The sequence below is a fragment of the Pedobacter jaeyakensis genome (assembly GCF_054461315.1).
The window spans coordinates 3,030,182-3,046,705 of record NZ_CM136921.1; the positions used below are offsets into that span (position 1 = coordinate 3,030,182).

The 16,524-nt window shown below is 38.1% G+C and carries 14 protein-coding genes; 5 read left to right on the forward strand and 9 right to left on the reverse strand.

The window, feature by feature from the left end; translation table 11 throughout:
- Positions 1–184: 184 nt before the first annotated feature.
- Entirely contained in the window at positions 185–505 is a 321-nt protein-coding gene (locus ACXZ1K_RS13505; RefSeq protein ID WP_458970195.1) for a hypothetical protein, read from the forward strand.
- 5 nt (positions 506–510) lie between these two features.
- Here ACXZ1K_RS13505 and ACXZ1K_RS13510 read toward each other — a convergent pair whose 3' ends face one another.
- The 6 genes from ACXZ1K_RS13510 to ACXZ1K_RS13535 all read right to left on the reverse strand — a co-directional run bounded on the left by ACXZ1K_RS13510 (position 511) and on the right by ACXZ1K_RS13535 (position 5,709).
- A complete protein-coding gene (locus ACXZ1K_RS13510; protein ID WP_458970196.1) occupies positions 511–1,788 on the reverse strand; it encodes a hypothetical protein in 1,278 nt (425 codons plus the stop codon).
- Between the two features lie 260 nt (positions 1,789–2,048).
- Entirely contained in the window at positions 2,049–2,444 is a 396-nt protein-coding gene (locus ACXZ1K_RS13515; protein WP_458970197.1) for a hypothetical protein, read from the reverse strand.
- The gene (locus ACXZ1K_RS13520; protein ID WP_458970198.1) at positions 2,441–2,905 is read right to left on the reverse strand and encodes a hypothetical protein; all 465 of its coding nucleotides are present in this window, start codon (positions 2,903–2,905) and stop codon (positions 2,441–2,443) included. The genes ACXZ1K_RS13515 and ACXZ1K_RS13520 overlap by 4 nt, the downstream gene beginning before the upstream one ends.
- Before the next feature lie 737 nt (positions 2,906–3,642).
- Positions 3,643–3,921, reverse strand: a complete 279-nt coding sequence (locus ACXZ1K_RS13525) for a Txe/YoeB family addiction module toxin (protein ID WP_458970199.1) — start codon at positions 3,919–3,921, stop codon at positions 3,643–3,645.
- Positions 3,922–3,923: 2 nt separating this feature from the next.
- A complete protein-coding gene (locus tag ACXZ1K_RS13530; protein ID WP_458970200.1) occupies positions 3,924–4,199 on the reverse strand; it encodes a type II toxin-antitoxin system Phd/YefM family antitoxin in 276 nt (91 codons plus the stop codon).
- A gap of 631 nt (positions 4,200–4,830) precedes the next feature.
- The gene (locus tag ACXZ1K_RS13535; protein ID WP_458970201.1) at positions 4,831–5,709 is read right to left on the reverse strand and encodes a LysR family transcriptional regulator; all 879 of its coding nucleotides are present in this window, start codon (positions 5,707–5,709) and stop codon (positions 4,831–4,833) included.
- Positions 5,710–5,801: 92 nt separating this feature from the next.
- On the opposite strand from ACXZ1K_RS13535, the gene ACXZ1K_RS13540 reads away from it, so the two are divergent.
- Both ACXZ1K_RS13540 and ACXZ1K_RS13545 read left to right on the forward strand, forming a co-directional pair.
- Entirely contained in the window at positions 5,802–6,524 is a 723-nt protein-coding gene (locus ACXZ1K_RS13540; protein WP_458970202.1) for a class I SAM-dependent methyltransferase, read from the forward strand.
- Positions 6,525–7,261: 737 nt separating this feature from the next.
- Positions 7,262–7,864 (forward strand): hypothetical protein, encoded by a 603-nt coding sequence (locus ACXZ1K_RS13545; RefSeq protein ID WP_458970203.1) that lies wholly within the window; start codon positions 7,262–7,264, stop codon positions 7,862–7,864.
- A 3-nt stretch (positions 7,865–7,867) separates the two neighbouring features.
- Here the strand turns inward: ACXZ1K_RS13545 and ACXZ1K_RS13550 are convergent, their stop codons facing one another.
- Together ACXZ1K_RS13550 and ACXZ1K_RS13555 are read right to left on the reverse strand one after the other, a co-directional pair.
- Positions 7,868–10,690: a gliding motility-associated C-terminal domain-containing protein gene (locus tag ACXZ1K_RS13550; protein ID WP_458970204.1), complete on the reverse strand. Its 2,823-nt coding sequence runs from the start codon at positions 10,688–10,690 to the stop codon at positions 7,868–7,870.
- Between the two features lie 710 nt (positions 10,691–11,400).
- Positions 11,401–12,321 (reverse strand): hypothetical protein, encoded by a 921-nt coding sequence (locus ACXZ1K_RS13555; RefSeq protein WP_458970205.1) that lies wholly within the window; start codon positions 12,319–12,321, stop codon positions 11,401–11,403.
- A 161-nt stretch (positions 12,322–12,482) separates the two neighbouring features.
- Here ACXZ1K_RS13555 and ACXZ1K_RS13560 point away from each other — a divergent pair, with 161 nt between their 5' ends.
- Positions 12,483–12,818, forward strand: coding sequence for a helix-turn-helix transcriptional regulator (locus ACXZ1K_RS13560; RefSeq protein WP_458970206.1), 336 nt, complete (start codon positions 12,483–12,485; stop codon positions 12,816–12,818).
- 6 nt (positions 12,819–12,824) lie between these two features.
- On the forward strand, positions 12,825–13,328 hold the full coding sequence (locus ACXZ1K_RS13565) for an ImmA/IrrE family metallo-endopeptidase (RefSeq protein WP_458970207.1): 504 nt from the start codon (positions 12,825–12,827) through the stop codon (positions 13,326–13,328).
- A gap of 36 nt (positions 13,329–13,364) precedes the next feature.
- On the opposite strand, the gene ACXZ1K_RS13570 is transcribed toward ACXZ1K_RS13565, so the two are convergent.
- Complete coding sequence (locus tag ACXZ1K_RS13570; RefSeq protein ID WP_458970208.1) at positions 13,365–16,514, reverse strand: DEAD/DEAH box helicase; 3,150 nt, start codon at positions 16,512–16,514, stop codon at positions 13,365–13,367.
- Positions 16,515–16,524: the final 10 nt, after the last annotated feature.

The window sequence follows — 16,524 nt, forward strand, 5'->3', positions numbered from 1 at the left end:
TCCTTTCTCAGTGCGCTATCATAGACAGTTAAGAACAATTGTCACTAGTGATAATCAAGCGGCAATTTTGAATTATATAAGGAAATGCATACTTACTGACCATGCAGACAATGTTGTTGTTGGAGATTAAAAAGTAACTTACAAAGGATCAACGTCTTTTTGGAATACTTCCAAATTTAGAGGTGTGGACGACGGAATCTTTACCTTGATAAACAAAGGAGATACCTGGTGGCTAAATTATCAAATCAATATGGCTCAACTTTTTATTGTCACAAGTATCATGTCAATCGCAGTCACTGTATTCATGCTAGTGGATGGTGGACCGAGGTGGATAGGTATATTCGCGTTTCTATGGCTTTGTGGCATGAATTGGATTGTAAACTTGGTAAGACACGAGGCAGTCGCTACTAATATCGCTTATGGCATTGATGAATTGATTTGTGGCAAATTAGTAGTTCCAGAAAAAGAAGATAAAATGACAGGTAAGCTTAAACATTGGATGTAATGTCATTAATTAAACTTAACTGTCTTTATTAGCTGGCCGTTCTTGGCGTAAATAAAAGCTGTTCTACCAACTTCATATCCCGTTGACGTTACAATGTATGGGACACAAATGAAAGAATCATCTGGTAGCAAGAGCCACATGGCATCCCCCTTCTTAACACTTATGCCAGCAAGTGAGCCTATTTCTATAATAGTTACTTGCTGAGGTGTTATGAATGCAACTGGGCTGTAGAGACGTTTTAAATTTTCTAAAATCCAAAAACTTGTGTCATCGTTATCATATAATTCTTTTACATGTATAAATGCACCTTGATGTGAATTTTGCCTCAGGTATTTAAACAAATAGTTATTACTGCGGTAAAGATTAATAATTCTGGCTTCCAAAAGCTCAAGAGCAGGCAATGCTTTATCCAAATGCTTTAAGCTCTGGCCACCGAGGCTTATTCTAGAAGGCAACTTTGAAGAAGCCAACGTTAGTGTCCAGCCTCTGTTGCTTTTATTAGCTTGTTTTACCTGAAGTGAGCTGCCTGTTTTTTTGAAGTACAATGGATAATCCCTCTTTAGGTTTTCCATATTGAAATGTGTTGCATATTTCCGCCAATAAAATGTTAACATCGATATGCTGTAAAGAAACGTTTTGGCCTGTTTGTCAAATTGCTTGTCGTCAGCCAATTCTGCAAACAACCTACTGATTTCAGGATTATAGACTGGTTTACCATTAACATCCCAAGGTAAATTGTAATAATTTCCGGATAATGCTTGAATAGACTTTGTATGACCATCTTTAGTGGTGACTCTTATAAAAGTTAAGGCTCTGTCGTCATATCCTTCTGGATGTAGCAGACTTCCTTCTAAACTTTCCGGCAATACCTTTGAAAACTTTTTCAAAAATTTAGTTTTTTGCTTTTGATCAAGTTCTAAGAATTCACTTTTATTAATAGAATCGAAAGCAAGCTCCATTTCTGCGTTGTTGAGTTTAAATTGCTCAATATGAATTTCGGTGTCGGTTGCAGCCATGAAACTCAATAGCTCGTTAATCTTTTCAGCGCCTACATTTGAGAAAAATACCTTTCCAGAGGGCCGTAAAATCTTGTTGCTCACCCAAATTCCATTTTCATTGGTAATCTCATATTTATGATAGTCCCTTGGATCACCCAATCCTCCTGGAGTTTTAATTAACTCTATTTTTAGCACGTCATTTAGCGCAATACGCTGTTGGGCCGATAGCCTAAAAGCACATATAGTTAACAGGAAAAATAATAGAATGAGGCGTAAGTTGAGCATATACTTGGTTAATAGTTGAAGTTACGCTAGTTATTTGGTTAGCGTCAAATTGATTTTATGATAACTACTATCTCTATAGCAAGCATACAGTAACCTTCCAAATAAGCATTAACTCATAGGAAAATCTGGCTAGTTATCTAGCCCACCTTTGTGATACCTATACCATACCTTTACCCCACCCAAGGGGTATGGTAAAGGTATCATAAAGGTATGGTAGAGGTATCGTGAAGGTATCATAGATCAAGCAGCAAACATTTAACTTATAGGAAAGTGATATTACTGAATCTTTTTAGACCGAGAGCCTTTGCTTCTTTTTCTGTGGCAGCCATTACGTACAGGCAGACCATCTCCTGCCCTGCGATATGCTCTATGAAATAATTTCCGGCCAAGGCATTTTCTTCGCCCTGTAGGGTATTAGCAATGTAATATTCAAGCACGCTGCCATCTGCTGTATTGATCTCCAAATAATAGCAATCCTGAGTGGGGTATTTTACATATGCTGGGTTTACGGTGATTTCAATAATATCGGGTTGTTGATGGGTTTTAAACCTGCCAGCATAGGCTTCTGCCTCTGCCCTGCTGTCGAATGCAGCATCCAGCAGTTCAATAGCATTAAGGTTCTTTTGTGAGACCAGGTAAATGGTGTAATTTTTCATAGTTGATCGTCTTTATCGGTAATAATGAGGTGCATTACTTCGTTTCGCATTTCCAGCCTGGCCACATATTCTGGGAATTCCAGATTGAGGTTTTGATGCATGGTAACATAAAAGTTGTCAACCTGCTCTGCAGGTACAATGAGCTGATAGCAACGCAATTCCCATAGCTTCTTAGGTTCCCGCACATCCAGTATAATCTGATCTTCGCAGATTTGCTTGCCCATACACAGGGCGATGGCGTACAGCTGCACGATAGGCAAGTTTCTCACGGTAATCATTTTACCTTTGGCGAATACGTCGTTGCTGATTTTTATCCCTGGCTTATAACCAGTCTTATATCCACAGAAACCATACTTAAATAGTTTCATAGCTTGCTCAGCCTTAGGGCTATGCTTGTCTTGACCGTATGCAAAGTTTAGACAAAGCGTTGCCATTACGAATGTTAGTTTCGTTTTTTTCATCGTAGTTCCTATTGAATTTTAATTGTGATGAAGCTGCCTGACGGCGGTTTCATTATCGTTTTTTATGAATAGTTTGTTAAGTTGTTGTTTTGTTTCTTTATGCTAAGTCGTACTAAGGCGCTTTGTCATCCAGAACGCAATGAAGGATCTCCTACCCGATCAATCCGGCGGGCATAGTATCAAAGAAAAAAGTACTACAATTCGTATCTCCATATTTTAATATTCTGTTGCATTCACATAATGAGATTGCTCCAACGGTGCCCGTTTTGCAATGACGGGTGCTTAGCGTAATGCCCGTTCGCAATGACAGGCTGATCAAGTATGGAATCTTTAAAGGAAGGTTGGTTTTCGCAATCAACAAATCGAAAAACCATTAAAACGCAAAAAGCGCGGAACCCCACTTACCGCTCAAGAGGTCCTAGGAGACCGTGCAACGAATAAGCGGAGTCCGCACTTTTTGCAAAGTACGAACACCTTTCACTTATCCTCTCGTTGCTTTTGAAATTCCTAGGTTCCTTGAGCGAGATTCTTAAGTGCTAAATGCTCCAATATTTTGGAGGAAGAAGCAAATTTATAATATTAGCTTGTTACATATCAATTTTGTTTAGGCAAACTTATGTAGAATCCACGAATTCGACCAAGCTTTTACGAAAATTATTATTTTGGAATTTCTGTCAAAATATTGAATATCAAATAGATATATTGGATAGGTCGAATACGAAATTGATCCAAATTATTTATTTATCACTATAATGAAATCGACATTGGACTATTGCGCACTGCTGGTCTTTTCCTTTAGTTCCAGATACTTGGTAAACAAGGCGATGCTCACCTGTAATACGTCTGGACCAAAAGCCTTTTAAACTATGCTTCAAAGCTTCAGGTTTACCCAGGCCATGGAAAGGAGTTCTTTTTATTTCCTTTAACAGCTCTCTAATCTTGTTTGCAGCTTCTTCATCATTATCTATCCAATATTCGAAATCTTCCAAGGCTTCAGGTGTAAAAACGAAATACATGCCTATACTTTAGCTGGAACTTCGTCTTCTAGCGTAAACAATTTAGTATTGCCTTGATTTAGATGTTCGATAGACTGTTCGAGACGTTTACGATTGGCATCTGTGGACATTAAATGTGCAGTTTCAGTAAGCGCATTATATTCTTTAATAGAAATTACCACAACAGCATCATCCTCATTATTATTTCGTGGAATAATTAGAAAATCTTCTGTTTCACTAACTTGATCAAAATATGTTTTCATATTCGTCCTCAGAGAAGAAATAGTCACCGCTTTCATAATTACAGGTTAAGTACATTCAAATGTACGTTATATTGTACATAATTAAAAAATTAATTTTAGTAATTGCACGATAGTGTCAGTATCTATCTTAAGTTTTTGCATTTTGCTATACTTTGACTTCCTATAAAACGCTAAAAAAATAGGCGCAGAAACACATCATAAGCCGCTGTATTTCAGCACATTTAATACAAATAAATCGAAAATTTCAATTGGAAATGTCAACTATTTTTCCGATATTGTATATATAATTTTACGAGCTTTTGATAAGCCACAATTATAAAACAGATCGGGTTAACCGAACAATTTGTGGACATTCCAAACATCTTTTGCCTTCGCTATTGAGCTGAAAACAATAGGCTAGTGTTCTGGTTTAATTCCCTAATTTTTTTCGAACAATTTGATTTCTGCCCGCTGTGATAGCAGGTAGAGGACGCTCTTTGACGTATTAAAAACCCCGGCGGGGTAATCAATTGATGCACCTTTAGCACTCGTGTAGCACTGAAAGCGACTTTAAAGGTATTTTGGTGCGGAAAAGGAGGTGTTTACCGCACCAAGATACCTAGTATCCTGCACTAAGCTCGCTAGAAGTTCTGTATTTGCTTAGCTTGCGGCAGATATCAAACTAACACTATTTTTCGCTTGAATATCTTTCAATGAACCATTTTAACGCCGGACTTGAATTTTCTTTTTTATATGCCATCACTACTTCGGTTGAGATTGGGATATCAGCTAGTGGAAAGAACGACAGGTTTAATCCGCTATATTGCTTTTCTAATGACGATGGAAGAATGGAAACACCTAACCCCGCCTCTACCAACTGTAAAATAGAGTGAACGTTGTTGGCCTCATGCTGAATGTCTGGCTTGAAGCCCATCCTGCTGCAAATCTCTATCAACTTATTGTAGTAATCAGGAGCGTAATCTTTATTGAAAAAGATAAAAGGACTTTTTTTGATAAATTCCACCAGGTTATCTCTGTTTTCAATGGATTGGTCGTCCGGTACAACTACAGTGAAAGGATCAAAGAATAAAAATTTTAACTGCAATTTCTCACTCTTTATTGGCGCCCGTAAAATTCCTACGTCCAGTTTCCCAGATTCTAAGGCTTCAATTTGTTTTACTGTCGGAACCTCGTATAAGCTAGTCTTAACATATGGAAAAACCTGCTTCATTGCTTTTAAAACCTCGCCAAGTTGTCGCTCATAAACAGAACTGATGTACCCAATTTTCAATTCACCACTGTCGCCCAGGTGTATTTGTCGGACTGTGACTTTACTTTCCTCCAACCTGCTAAAAATGGCATCCACCTCATCTCTAAAATACAAGCCGGCATGGGTTAGCGTTACCCGTTTATTTTCACGATTAAATAGTTTTGCACCAAGCTCATCTTCCAGTTCTTTGATTTGCCTGCTAAGCGGTGGTTGTGAAATGAATAGTGCAGCGGCAGCCTTTCTGAAATGCAGATGCGTGGCCACTGCCCTGAAGTATAAAAGATGTCTTATTTCCATATTGATACTCTACAACTATCATTACTTGACAAAATTGATATTTTTCAAATATCATGAATAGCCCTAATTTTATCAAATCAAATTAATTATATATGAAATCAGCGTATTCATCAAAATCAAGTGTAGAAGAGATCAGAGCCAGGTTTGACCAGGACGTAGAACGTTTTTCTGTATTAAGTACAGGGCAGCAGACCACTATGGATGCAGCCTATTGTTTGGAAACGGTAACCGAGGCTGTGGCCAGGTTGACACCTAAAGCAAAGAGTTTGCTGGACCTGGGTTGCGGAGCTGGTAATTATACCTTGAAAATGCTGGAAAAGATACCTGGGCTGGACTGTACACTTATAGATTTGAGTCATCCAATGCTGGAAAGGGCAAAGCAAAGGGTAAGCGCTGCTACTATAGGTAAGGTTGAGGTGATCCAATCTGACATCCGGGACATTGACTTGCCGGAAAATGCTTTTTGTATAGCAGTTGCAGGTGCTACGCTTCATCACTTAAGGGATGATGATGAATGGGAATTGGTTTTTACAAAAATCTATCGCTCGCTGAAGAAAGGCGCGAGTTTTTGGATATGCGATCTTATTACTCACGACCTCCCCCAGATCCAAGAACTTTTTGAGCAGATATATGGCGACTACTTAACTGACATAGGTGGAAAGGAATTTCAACAGAAAGTTTTCGACTATATCGAAAAAGAAGATACACCAAGGTCGTTAGGGTTTCAAATGGATTTATTGAAAAAAGTCGGGTTCAGCCATGTGGAGGTTTTGCATAAGAATGCGTGTTTTGCGGCTTTCGGAGGTATTCGATAAGGCTGGCATATGCCTGTATACTAACTAGCACCTGCTAAGTACCTTAAAAGGTGCTACAGACGTGTCTGACACGTACCAAAGACCTGTCGAACACCTGTATCATACCTAACGGAGACCTAGAAATATTAGGGCCATATTAACCGGTTCCAACCGCTGAACAGCGGCTTATTCCTGATTAGGGTTTACAGGTATGGTGGTTTTCCATTGTTTAAGCTAATGTAAAAACATTCTGAAATATTGCTGAGCTGATTGCCATACGTTCGTTTAATTCTTTTAATTATATTGCATTATGAGAGTTCGGACTAGGCAATTTCCAAAGATTAGAGATTACATTTTTTTATATGCCTTTGCTATGGATATCCTGTGCAGGATAATTTTTATGCTAATTTCCTACACTCTCATTACCAATGTGTCTTTGATTGTAATTTCATCTTACATTTCAATGATAGTTATCGGTTATATCATAGGCAGGTTTGCAAATCGAAGGAAAGTGATTCTCTGTGTTTTATCGCTTGCAGTTTTTAACGGAATAATATTGGCTTTTCAACTTGTTGTATTCAGATTTTCCGGTCTAGATAGAACTGACGGATTTTTGTTGTCAGGACTGTTCATTGCTTGCCTCTCTGCATTAGTTAGTTCAGTTATTTTTTATGGTCTTGGTGGTTTGGTTGGTTATATGGTGAAAAAAAGAGTAAAGAATGTAGAAGTTCTTTAGGTATCTTTCATTATAGTTGCATATGAAACATTTAATGCTCGCACTTTTAGTATTAACAGGCTTTACAGTTAAAGGCCAAATAACAACAACGACTGTCACCAACGCAGATGGGACCAAATCGCCAAGCTTTAGTATGGCCTTAGGCAAGCCCAAAACAACTATTAATTCGCAATCCAGCTATACCTATCCCAATGGGATGCAGCCCGAGCCGTTCATTGCGAAACCAGGTGCTAACAAGAAAACCTATATTTTATTGGCAAATGAGTCGGACGCTAGTGTTGCTAAATTTGAAATAGACATCTACTCTGGCAACAAGACCTTATCAAAGGGCACATTAGCTGTGCGCATATCAGCAACTAGCTTTACTCCGAAATTACTGGGAAATGGAGAATATAAATTCAGCGACAAAAGCCCGGCAGAGCGTTTGAAATATGAATTTTCTGGTACTGTTATGCTTGGTGAAAAGGAAGTGCCTATCTCAGGCGGCTGGTTTTTGGTTGAAAGAACTGGAAAGACTATAAAGTTGAAATATGATTTGATACTTGGCAACGGTGTTAAGACTGTTGGAGAGTACAATATGGAATACCAAACGGAGGATCGCAGCAGCCTAGCGCAAGTTAAATAAATTTTACTTCATCAAGGAGATGGATCCTGATAGGCGCTTATGGTCAAAATCGTTAAGCTCAATTACATAGTAATAGGTACCAACTGGAAGGGGTTTACCATCATGAGTGCCATCCCAGGGTTTTGAATATGACTGGCTTTTGAATACTGGCTGGCCTTTACGGTCGACAATAGTAACTATACTTTGTTTGTAAGAGTCTAAGCCAGGAATCACTAAAACATCATTAATACCATCACCGTTTGGTGTGAAAGCATTGGGTACGCTTAGACCAAAGCGAACATTGATGACCACATCATCACTAACTATAAAACAACCATTCGGCGCTCTAACTGTAAGTCGGTACGTGATAGTTTCTACAGGGCTCGCCATTGGATTGGGTATAGCAGGGTTGTCAAGATATAATGCCGGTGTCCAACTGTAGGTCGCTCCTTCTACATTTGCTACTTGTGCATTGAGCTGAACTTTCTCGCCATTCCTAATTTCCTTATCTACACCGGCGTTTACTGTTGGCTTGTTTACTACATTTACTCTTACTTGTAGCGCAGTAACACAGTTGCCATTAAAAATAGTAACGGTATAGTTTGTGGTTGCGGTGGGTTTTGCTATTGGCGATGCAACATCTGCCGCAGATAGCGTGGTAGCTGGCGACCACACATACCGAATGCCACCGGTAGCGTTAAGTGTTACACCCTCGCCTACGCAAACCGTCTTTTCTGTAGAAACTGACGGCACAGGAACAGAGAGCACGGTAACCTTTACGGTATTACTCGGTATCGCTATACTGCAGGGAAGGTTGGTAATTAGTCGGCGGAAGTAAGTGGTGACATTAACTGCAGGCGGATCGTAGTCTATTCGTGTGGCACCGTTAATATTTACAAAATTTACATTATCTGCCGACTGCTGCCATTGGTAATCAACATCGCCAACGGCTTGCAGTATTGTGCCGCGAATTAAGGTAACATCACCAACGTTGCAAAAACTAAGTTCGGCCGGTTCGGTAATTGTATTTGGTGATGGAGTTGTTGAAAGTATAATGGGAATTACATTACTTACGTTGGGCACCGCACATTCAGACGTAACCAGCCTACGGCGGTAATAGGTTGTGGCAGTTGGAACCGGCGGATCAAAGTCTTTTGATGCCGCATCTGTAATATCTGTGAAGGTTTTATTGTCTAGTGACTGCTGCCATTGATAGGTATAGTTATCGCCAACAGGTATACTACCGGTGATAAGTGCCGGATCTTCGCCAAGGCAAAAGGTGGTTACAGTTGGTGCCGTTGCCGTATTGTTGGTAATTGGATCTTCTATAGTAGGCGAGTAACGTACGATAAACATATCGTTGTATTTTGCTATAGGGTTATTAATGTTGGATGCAGTAAGGCTATTGATCCCGCATCCAGTGCCGTTAAAATTTACCGTTGACGCAAACATGCCTGTTAAAAATATTTTGTCGCTACTGTTTACATACATATCCTGTACTCCAACTAGAGGTAAATTTTTAGAATTGTCAATCTTAATTATATTAGGACCAAAGCCAAAACTGGGTATGCTGAATGACCATTGGTATTTGCCACTGTCATCGTATTTAATCATAAACAGGTCGACAGTTTCATTGGTCTTGAGTTGCGCTACAGCTGCAGATGGATCAACATCCACTGTTCCGTAAAAATTTCCGGTAAGATATAAACTGTTATCTGCCCCTATTGCTATACCTGAATTCATCATCATGGCGCCTTCACCACCAATACTGGTATGGTACAACAAGTTTCCATCCGAAGCATATTTAGCAATAAATATATCTTGAGAACTGTGTGTAGTTAGTATCGGAGGAACTCCAAAATCTATTGTATTAGAAGACGAGCCACTGATATAAATGTTATCCAGACCATCTAAAGTAAGCTTGAGGTTGTTGTTGGTCGCATTAACTTTAAAAGTCTTGGCCCACTGTAAAATACCTGCGGTAGAATATTTAGCTACAAATACAGTATTGTCTGCAGTAATGTTTACTGGCGAACCTAGTGGATTGTAGTCGACCGTGCCATCGGTGTAACCTGCAACTATGATGTTCTGATCTTTATCGACCAGCGCTTCCAATGCATAGTTACTGAAGTTGCCAGTTGGACAACCGAGGTTGAATTTCCAGAGCACATTGCCACTGGGGTCAAACTTCACTACCAAACCATCAGTAAATCCTTTGGCAGTAATTATACCGCCAACATCTGGCGATCCACCAAAACTAAAAGCAGCTATCAAATTTCCGGCATTATCGCTGGTCACCTTATACCCTGTCTGAACATCTGAACGAGGATGAAGTCTTTCAGGATCAACCGGTATATTTCTAGTGCCGCTTTGTATCAGTTTCTCCCATAACAGGTTGCCATTATTGTTGAGATGCATGACTAGAGCGTCCACATACCAATTTCCGTTTAAGGGTTGGTAAGTAGATGACCGCTCGCCTATAATGGTAATATTTCCATTACGGTCTACATCAAGTCCATACGCGTACCCATCATATGGCTTTACCCAAACAAGGGCACCAACTGCGCTGTATTTTGCGATAAAGCTGGTATTAGTTTGCCAAATTTTATACTCGGCTGCAGAAGGATCGAAATCAAGTTTATTGTATTGATTAAAGAAACCACCGGTAACATAAGTATTGCCCTGAGGATCAACTTTAATATGACTCGGAGTGACATTCGCATCCTCGCCACCAATAGCAAACAACATATCTGGTGCTACAGGTACTTTAAGCTTCTTTTGGCCATGCCCGTGTATAGGGATAGCTAGAATGAGAGCGATAACGTAAATTAATATTTGGTTGCGCATGAGGTTGTTAACCTTGAAGTTAACAAGAATATTTGAGATTTGAAGTATGTTTTGAAGTTAGAGTTTAGCTAGTCCTGAATATTCTATTCGACTATCTTAGCACGGTTGTTATCAAAAATTTATTGTCATCACTTAAATTGGCATTCATTTTTGCTTAGCGGTTAGCAAAAGACTTAAAGATTTCATCCGCTTAAGTCCATCTAACTGACTAACCATACTCTTATTCTTAACTAATTGATATATTTTCAGTCTGTCCGTTTTCGATGGCTTAAAGCTATTGGAACTTCTTAAGTGCACTTTTGATCATCAGATTTGAGAAAAAGTTTGTGTCGTGCACGCTGCTACTTACCACATTAAAAGCAGTATTATATCATACTACTTTACGGCGACGGAGTGTCGATTGCCTTACCAAACGTAGAGATCCTAGAAAAAATGAATTGATATGGGTGGTTTTAATGAGTCATTATATGGCCGCTATAAAGTGCTTCAGGAGTACTATCTTTCTTCAACCTGAATGATAAATCAATCGTTCGTGGGTCTATATACTATCAATACGGCAAAGCGAAGGATGAATTGAAGAGCGCATTTAGCAACACGAAAAATGGGTAACGGTCGCAAGAAGCCTCAAAGGCTGGATACTTATCTTTTAAGTAACTTTTAATAAAATTTAATGACTACGATTAAATCATCGTAGTCATTAAAACTATTTATTAAGCAGCAATTACCTTCAGTATATCCGCAGTAGATATCTCCTCTAAACTTTCACTCAACTCAGATTCGAAATCAATGACGGATGTTTTATTATTTACGATCCACTTTTTGACTTCGTCTTTGTGCGGAATTCCTTTGGCTTTCAAGTATGCATCATAATCCTTTTTTCTAACACCCTTGCCATTTTCTTTGGCATCAATTAAAAATTCATACTCGCTATTGTGCTTTACAAAATTTCTGAAACCATACCTTAAAAATCTATTATACGAACTTATCATACTAGTATCACTTGATGCAATAGATTTCGGGATAAATATAATAGGCGCTCCGTCAAAGACTGGTAATTCGTATTTACTATTCTGCCATTCTAGCTTTGTTGCATCAAAAATACTTTTCACTTTTACTTTCTCAGTTGGAATATTATGTTTTGCACATTGTTCCTGAGTAAAATGGATTAATTGAAGTTTTATTATACTAACAATAATATCAGAAATTCTATCCGGCCCAACTTGATCAACACCAAAGAAGAGCGTATTGTATGTAAATTGACCTGTTTTCAACGCTTCAACTAAAAATTCGGTGTTTTGATAAATTAGACCTTGAAGAACTTGCCCAACAGAATTTCCGTGTGGTTCATTTGTTGAGTAACCTAATCTTGTCGCATTACACTCATGCAGCCCTTTTAGAAGTAATTTACTCTCATTCTTTTTTCTGAATACAATGCTTTTAAAAAATCCATCTAAAAAGGCTTCTAAAGAGACTTCCATTTTATTCGTTAAGGGACTTCTGAACTTTGAGATTTTGTTGTAATCAACAAATATCAAATTGTCCTCCTCTAATTTTACGTCTACAAAGTCGACGTCAGCTTGCGATAAACCTAGTTTATCCAAGCCGAAATTACTAATAATTGTTTTTTTCATCTTGTAAAAATTTTCAGTTCCTCGTTCAATAATGTTTATATCAACAGGGATTCTGTAGTCTAAGACAAACTATATGCCATTTATAGAAACAGTTTGTTAAATAAACATTGTGATTTTACATAATTATTCCTAATTTTGCAGTACCGTAATTTTTTTGTTAAATGGACTTTAAAACAGCGCTTGCCCAGATATTAGGAAAAAATATCAAGGAGTTGAGACAGAATCTTGATATGAATCAGGATGACTTAGCTGAAAGAATTGGCTTGACAAGGACATCAATTTCGAATATTGAAGCTGGAAGACAGCTTGCTCCATTAGATTTAATGTATAAATTATTCCACGAATTGGGAACAGAATTGCACTTTATTCTTCCCAGCTATAATGATTTGAGTTCGCAAATTCAAAATTCTGAGAGCACTTTAGATAAACTTAAAACAAAAAATGTCTCCGACAGTTCTATTGAAGCAGTAAAAAATATAATATCGAAATATAAATAGAAAATCGTGAATTATATCGAGGAAAAAGCAGAGAGGCTACTATTGGACTTGCAGATGTTTACTTTGCCAATTGAGCCAGAACAATGTGCAAAAAGACTAAATGTTAATGTTCATTCGTCTCAATTAGATGATGATATATCTGGAATTTTTGTAGCAGAGGATGATGTGTACTATATAATTTATAATGAATTTGAAAATATCCAACGAAGACGATTTACAATTGCACATGAACTCGGCCATTTTTTGTTGCATAAGAATTCAAAGCTATTTGTAGATCGAAAGCAAAATGCTCTATATAGAAATTCTAATTCTTCTACCGGCGAAAGCATAAAAGAGAGAGAAGCTAACGCGTTCGCTGCAGCACTTTTAATGCCTAAATCCTATATTGAAGACGAATTGGCCAAACTTTCTATCGATGACGATATTATAGAAAAGCTCGCAAATAACTTTAACGTCAGTAAAATGGCAATGAGTTTTAGATTATCAAATCTTGGCTACGAGTTTTGGTAATCCGTTTTGGGTTATTATAGCTTGTTCTGTTGATATCTAACCAACAGCCAGCTTACCACTTTCTTTCCAAATGTACGCCGGCATCGGTTCTTCTAATTTCCATTCGATATTCATTGGCTTCTCGCCCGTTGAACTCATGAAGTTAGCCTTGCCTAAAAACACATAGCCCATGGTATTTCCGTACTCATCGTCATTTTGCTCGCGTACAAATAGCAATATATGTTTACCAGTCTGATCCTGCTGAATGTAAGCCTTGCCAGAAGGATTATTAGGAGAAGCAGCATTTTGTGATTGCCAGTGAAATAACACCTCGTTTATAGCGTAGTCATCATATAAAGTTGTTGGAGAGTATTCCTTTTCAGATTTCTTAAGGGTGAATAGCAAAGCTTCCGAATTTAGTGAGTGATTTCTTATTACGCCTTCTCTATTGGACGATTTCTTATCAAACCTATGTTGCCTCATTGCTACAAGTATTTGATCACGCGTATAACGCCCGTGCAACTTTAATGGAAAAGCGTAGGGCAATTCAATGTCTTGCTCAATGAAATCGATCTCGTTTATCTTGATTTCTAAGATTTCCTTGAGTTCAGACAACATGATTGGATTCTTCTTTAAAGAAGTTATACTTGCGTTTAGATCCTTAAATCCTGCAGTTGGCCCAGTAGATTGCTGAACGTCATAGTGGAGCATTAAGCTTAACAAAGCTTTCTCCTGCTCATCTGTGTTTACATTGAAACCGCTGTATATTAAATTTATTATGAATTTAAAGTAACTAATGGAACTGCTTTGGAGGATTCGCTTAATACCGCTAGTTAATTGCTTTTCACCAGGTTCATTAAATTCTGCAATCACTTCCGCATCTGCGCATAACCTTTTCCAGCTACCTTTTTTTAGAATTAATGGCAGTGCAATGCCATAAAATGACATGAAGTTTTGTAAGGTTAATTCTGAAGCGCTGTTATGTGTAAAGTTTCTGATTTTGGTTAGCAGTTGATTCCTATTGAACGAAGTGGCTTCTTTTATATTTTTCAATATGATTTCCTTAGCTTTCCTTTCTAGGAAAATAGAACAACCAAGTGGCAGATGTGGAAAGTCATCCTCAATCTCTTTAATCATAGAGGTGTGTGTTTTTCCGACTAATGCTCTGAACTTATGTTCAAAGTCGTATTCTGGCCTAGAGTTTCCAACAAAATCCAGCACAGTTAAACAGTCTTTACCATCAGCTAACCTCAAACCCCTACCCAATTGCTGCAAGAAGATGGTTAAACTCTCTGTCGGCCGGAGAAACAGCACAGTATCAATCTCTGGAATGTCAATACCTTCATTGAAAATATCTACAACAAATAAATAATTGATCTCCTTATTGCGAAAACGTTGTTTGACGCTATCTCTGTTGTCTCTTGCATTTTCACTTGTCAGATAATCTGCTTGAATGCCAGCTAAGAGAAACTTTTCAGCCATATATTTTGCGTGATCTGTGCTTACGCAAAATCCTATCGCAATGACATCATTGATATCTGTTAGATACGTTTCACAGTTTGAAATGATTTCTCCAACTCTCCTATCATCTTTAGTGTATATCTTAGTTAGCTCTTTGCTTTCATATCTCCCATTCTTCCAGGCTACGTCTTTTAAATCAACGGAATCTGAAATGGCGAAGTATTGGAATGGTGTTAATAGTTTCCGATTTAGGGCTTCTGGTAGTCTGATTTCTGCCGCGATGACATTACAGAAATCTTTTAGGATATTTTCGCCATCCATACGCTCTGGAGTAGCGGTTAATCCTAATAAAATAGATGGACTAAATATGTCAAGCACCGATCTGTAGGAACTTGCGGCAATGTGGTGCACCTCATCTATAATGATATAATCATAGAAATCTGCCGATAACTTTAATTCAGCTTTTCTACTGTTCAGCGTTTGCACAGACGCAAATACATAATCGTATTGAGTTAGTTCTGAACCATCAACCCAGAGCTCACCGAAATTACCGTCTTTTAAAATATGCCTAAAGGTTTCCTGCGCTTGAGCCAGTATTTCTTTCTTGTGCGCTACAAATAGCAAACGGGCACGAGGATTAGCATCTTTAAATCGTTTGTAATCAAATGCAGATATAACCGTTTTTCCTGTTCCCGTTGCTGCTACGATCAAATTTCTATACCTACCGCGCAGTTGTCTTTCTGAATTTAGCTTTTCTAATAGTTCTTGCTGGTAAGGAAACGGCTTTAGATCAAAGAAAGTTAGGATGGTATTTCTATCGGTAGTGTTTTGTTGCCTAATTGCACGTTGCAATTTCTCTTTGTCCCTTCCAGGTTGATAGTATTCAAATTCGTTATCTTCCCAGTAGGTATCAAACGTTTTCTTAAACTTATCTATAATGTGTCCAACTTCTTTAGTAGTGACTTTTAAATTCCACTCCAGTCCGTTGGTTAGGGCTGACCTTGATACATTAGAAGAGCCGATATAACCTGTATCAAACGTGCTGTTTCTAAGAAAAAGATAAGCCTTGGCATGTAAGCGTTCATGCTCAGTATTGTAAGATACCTTAACCTCCGTGTTTTTTAATCCAGCTAAAAACTCCACTGCTTTTAGTTCAGTAGCGCCCATGTAAGTGGTGGTAATAATTCTGAGTTTCTTACCACTATTGGTGAACTGTTCCAGCTCTTCTTTAAATATCCTTATGCCTGAGAACTTAATAAATGATACCAACCAACAAATTTCGTCGGCAGATAGGATTTCCTTTTTGATTTCGCTTTCTAAGGATATCCCAACATTACTGCCTGTAAATAGTTCACTTTGGCTCAGCCTCGTATAAGGCATGATTTCTTTTAAGCGCTTATTCAAATCTGGGTAAGGAGAATCAAGCTTGTTAATAACCGCTTCAAGTATCTTTCCTTCGTTATGAATTAAATTATTTGTAAGCACTACCTCAGGCAGTTCTTTTATAAGCAACTGAATGATCTTATTTGACAGCTCTATTTTTTTTTCAATACTGTCGTCTTTTTCCTTAACAAACTTCAAGGCATTCTTTATGGTTTCAGCAAGATACTGGCTTAAATAACGAGAAGCTTCTGCTTTATCTAAGGCAACGGTTTTAAAAAAAAATTCATCGGCATTGAGTTCATCTAGCCTGCTTGCGATGATTTTGGTAATAAGTTGCTCGTAGATTCCTTGTTCAAATGGCATTTATAGAGGT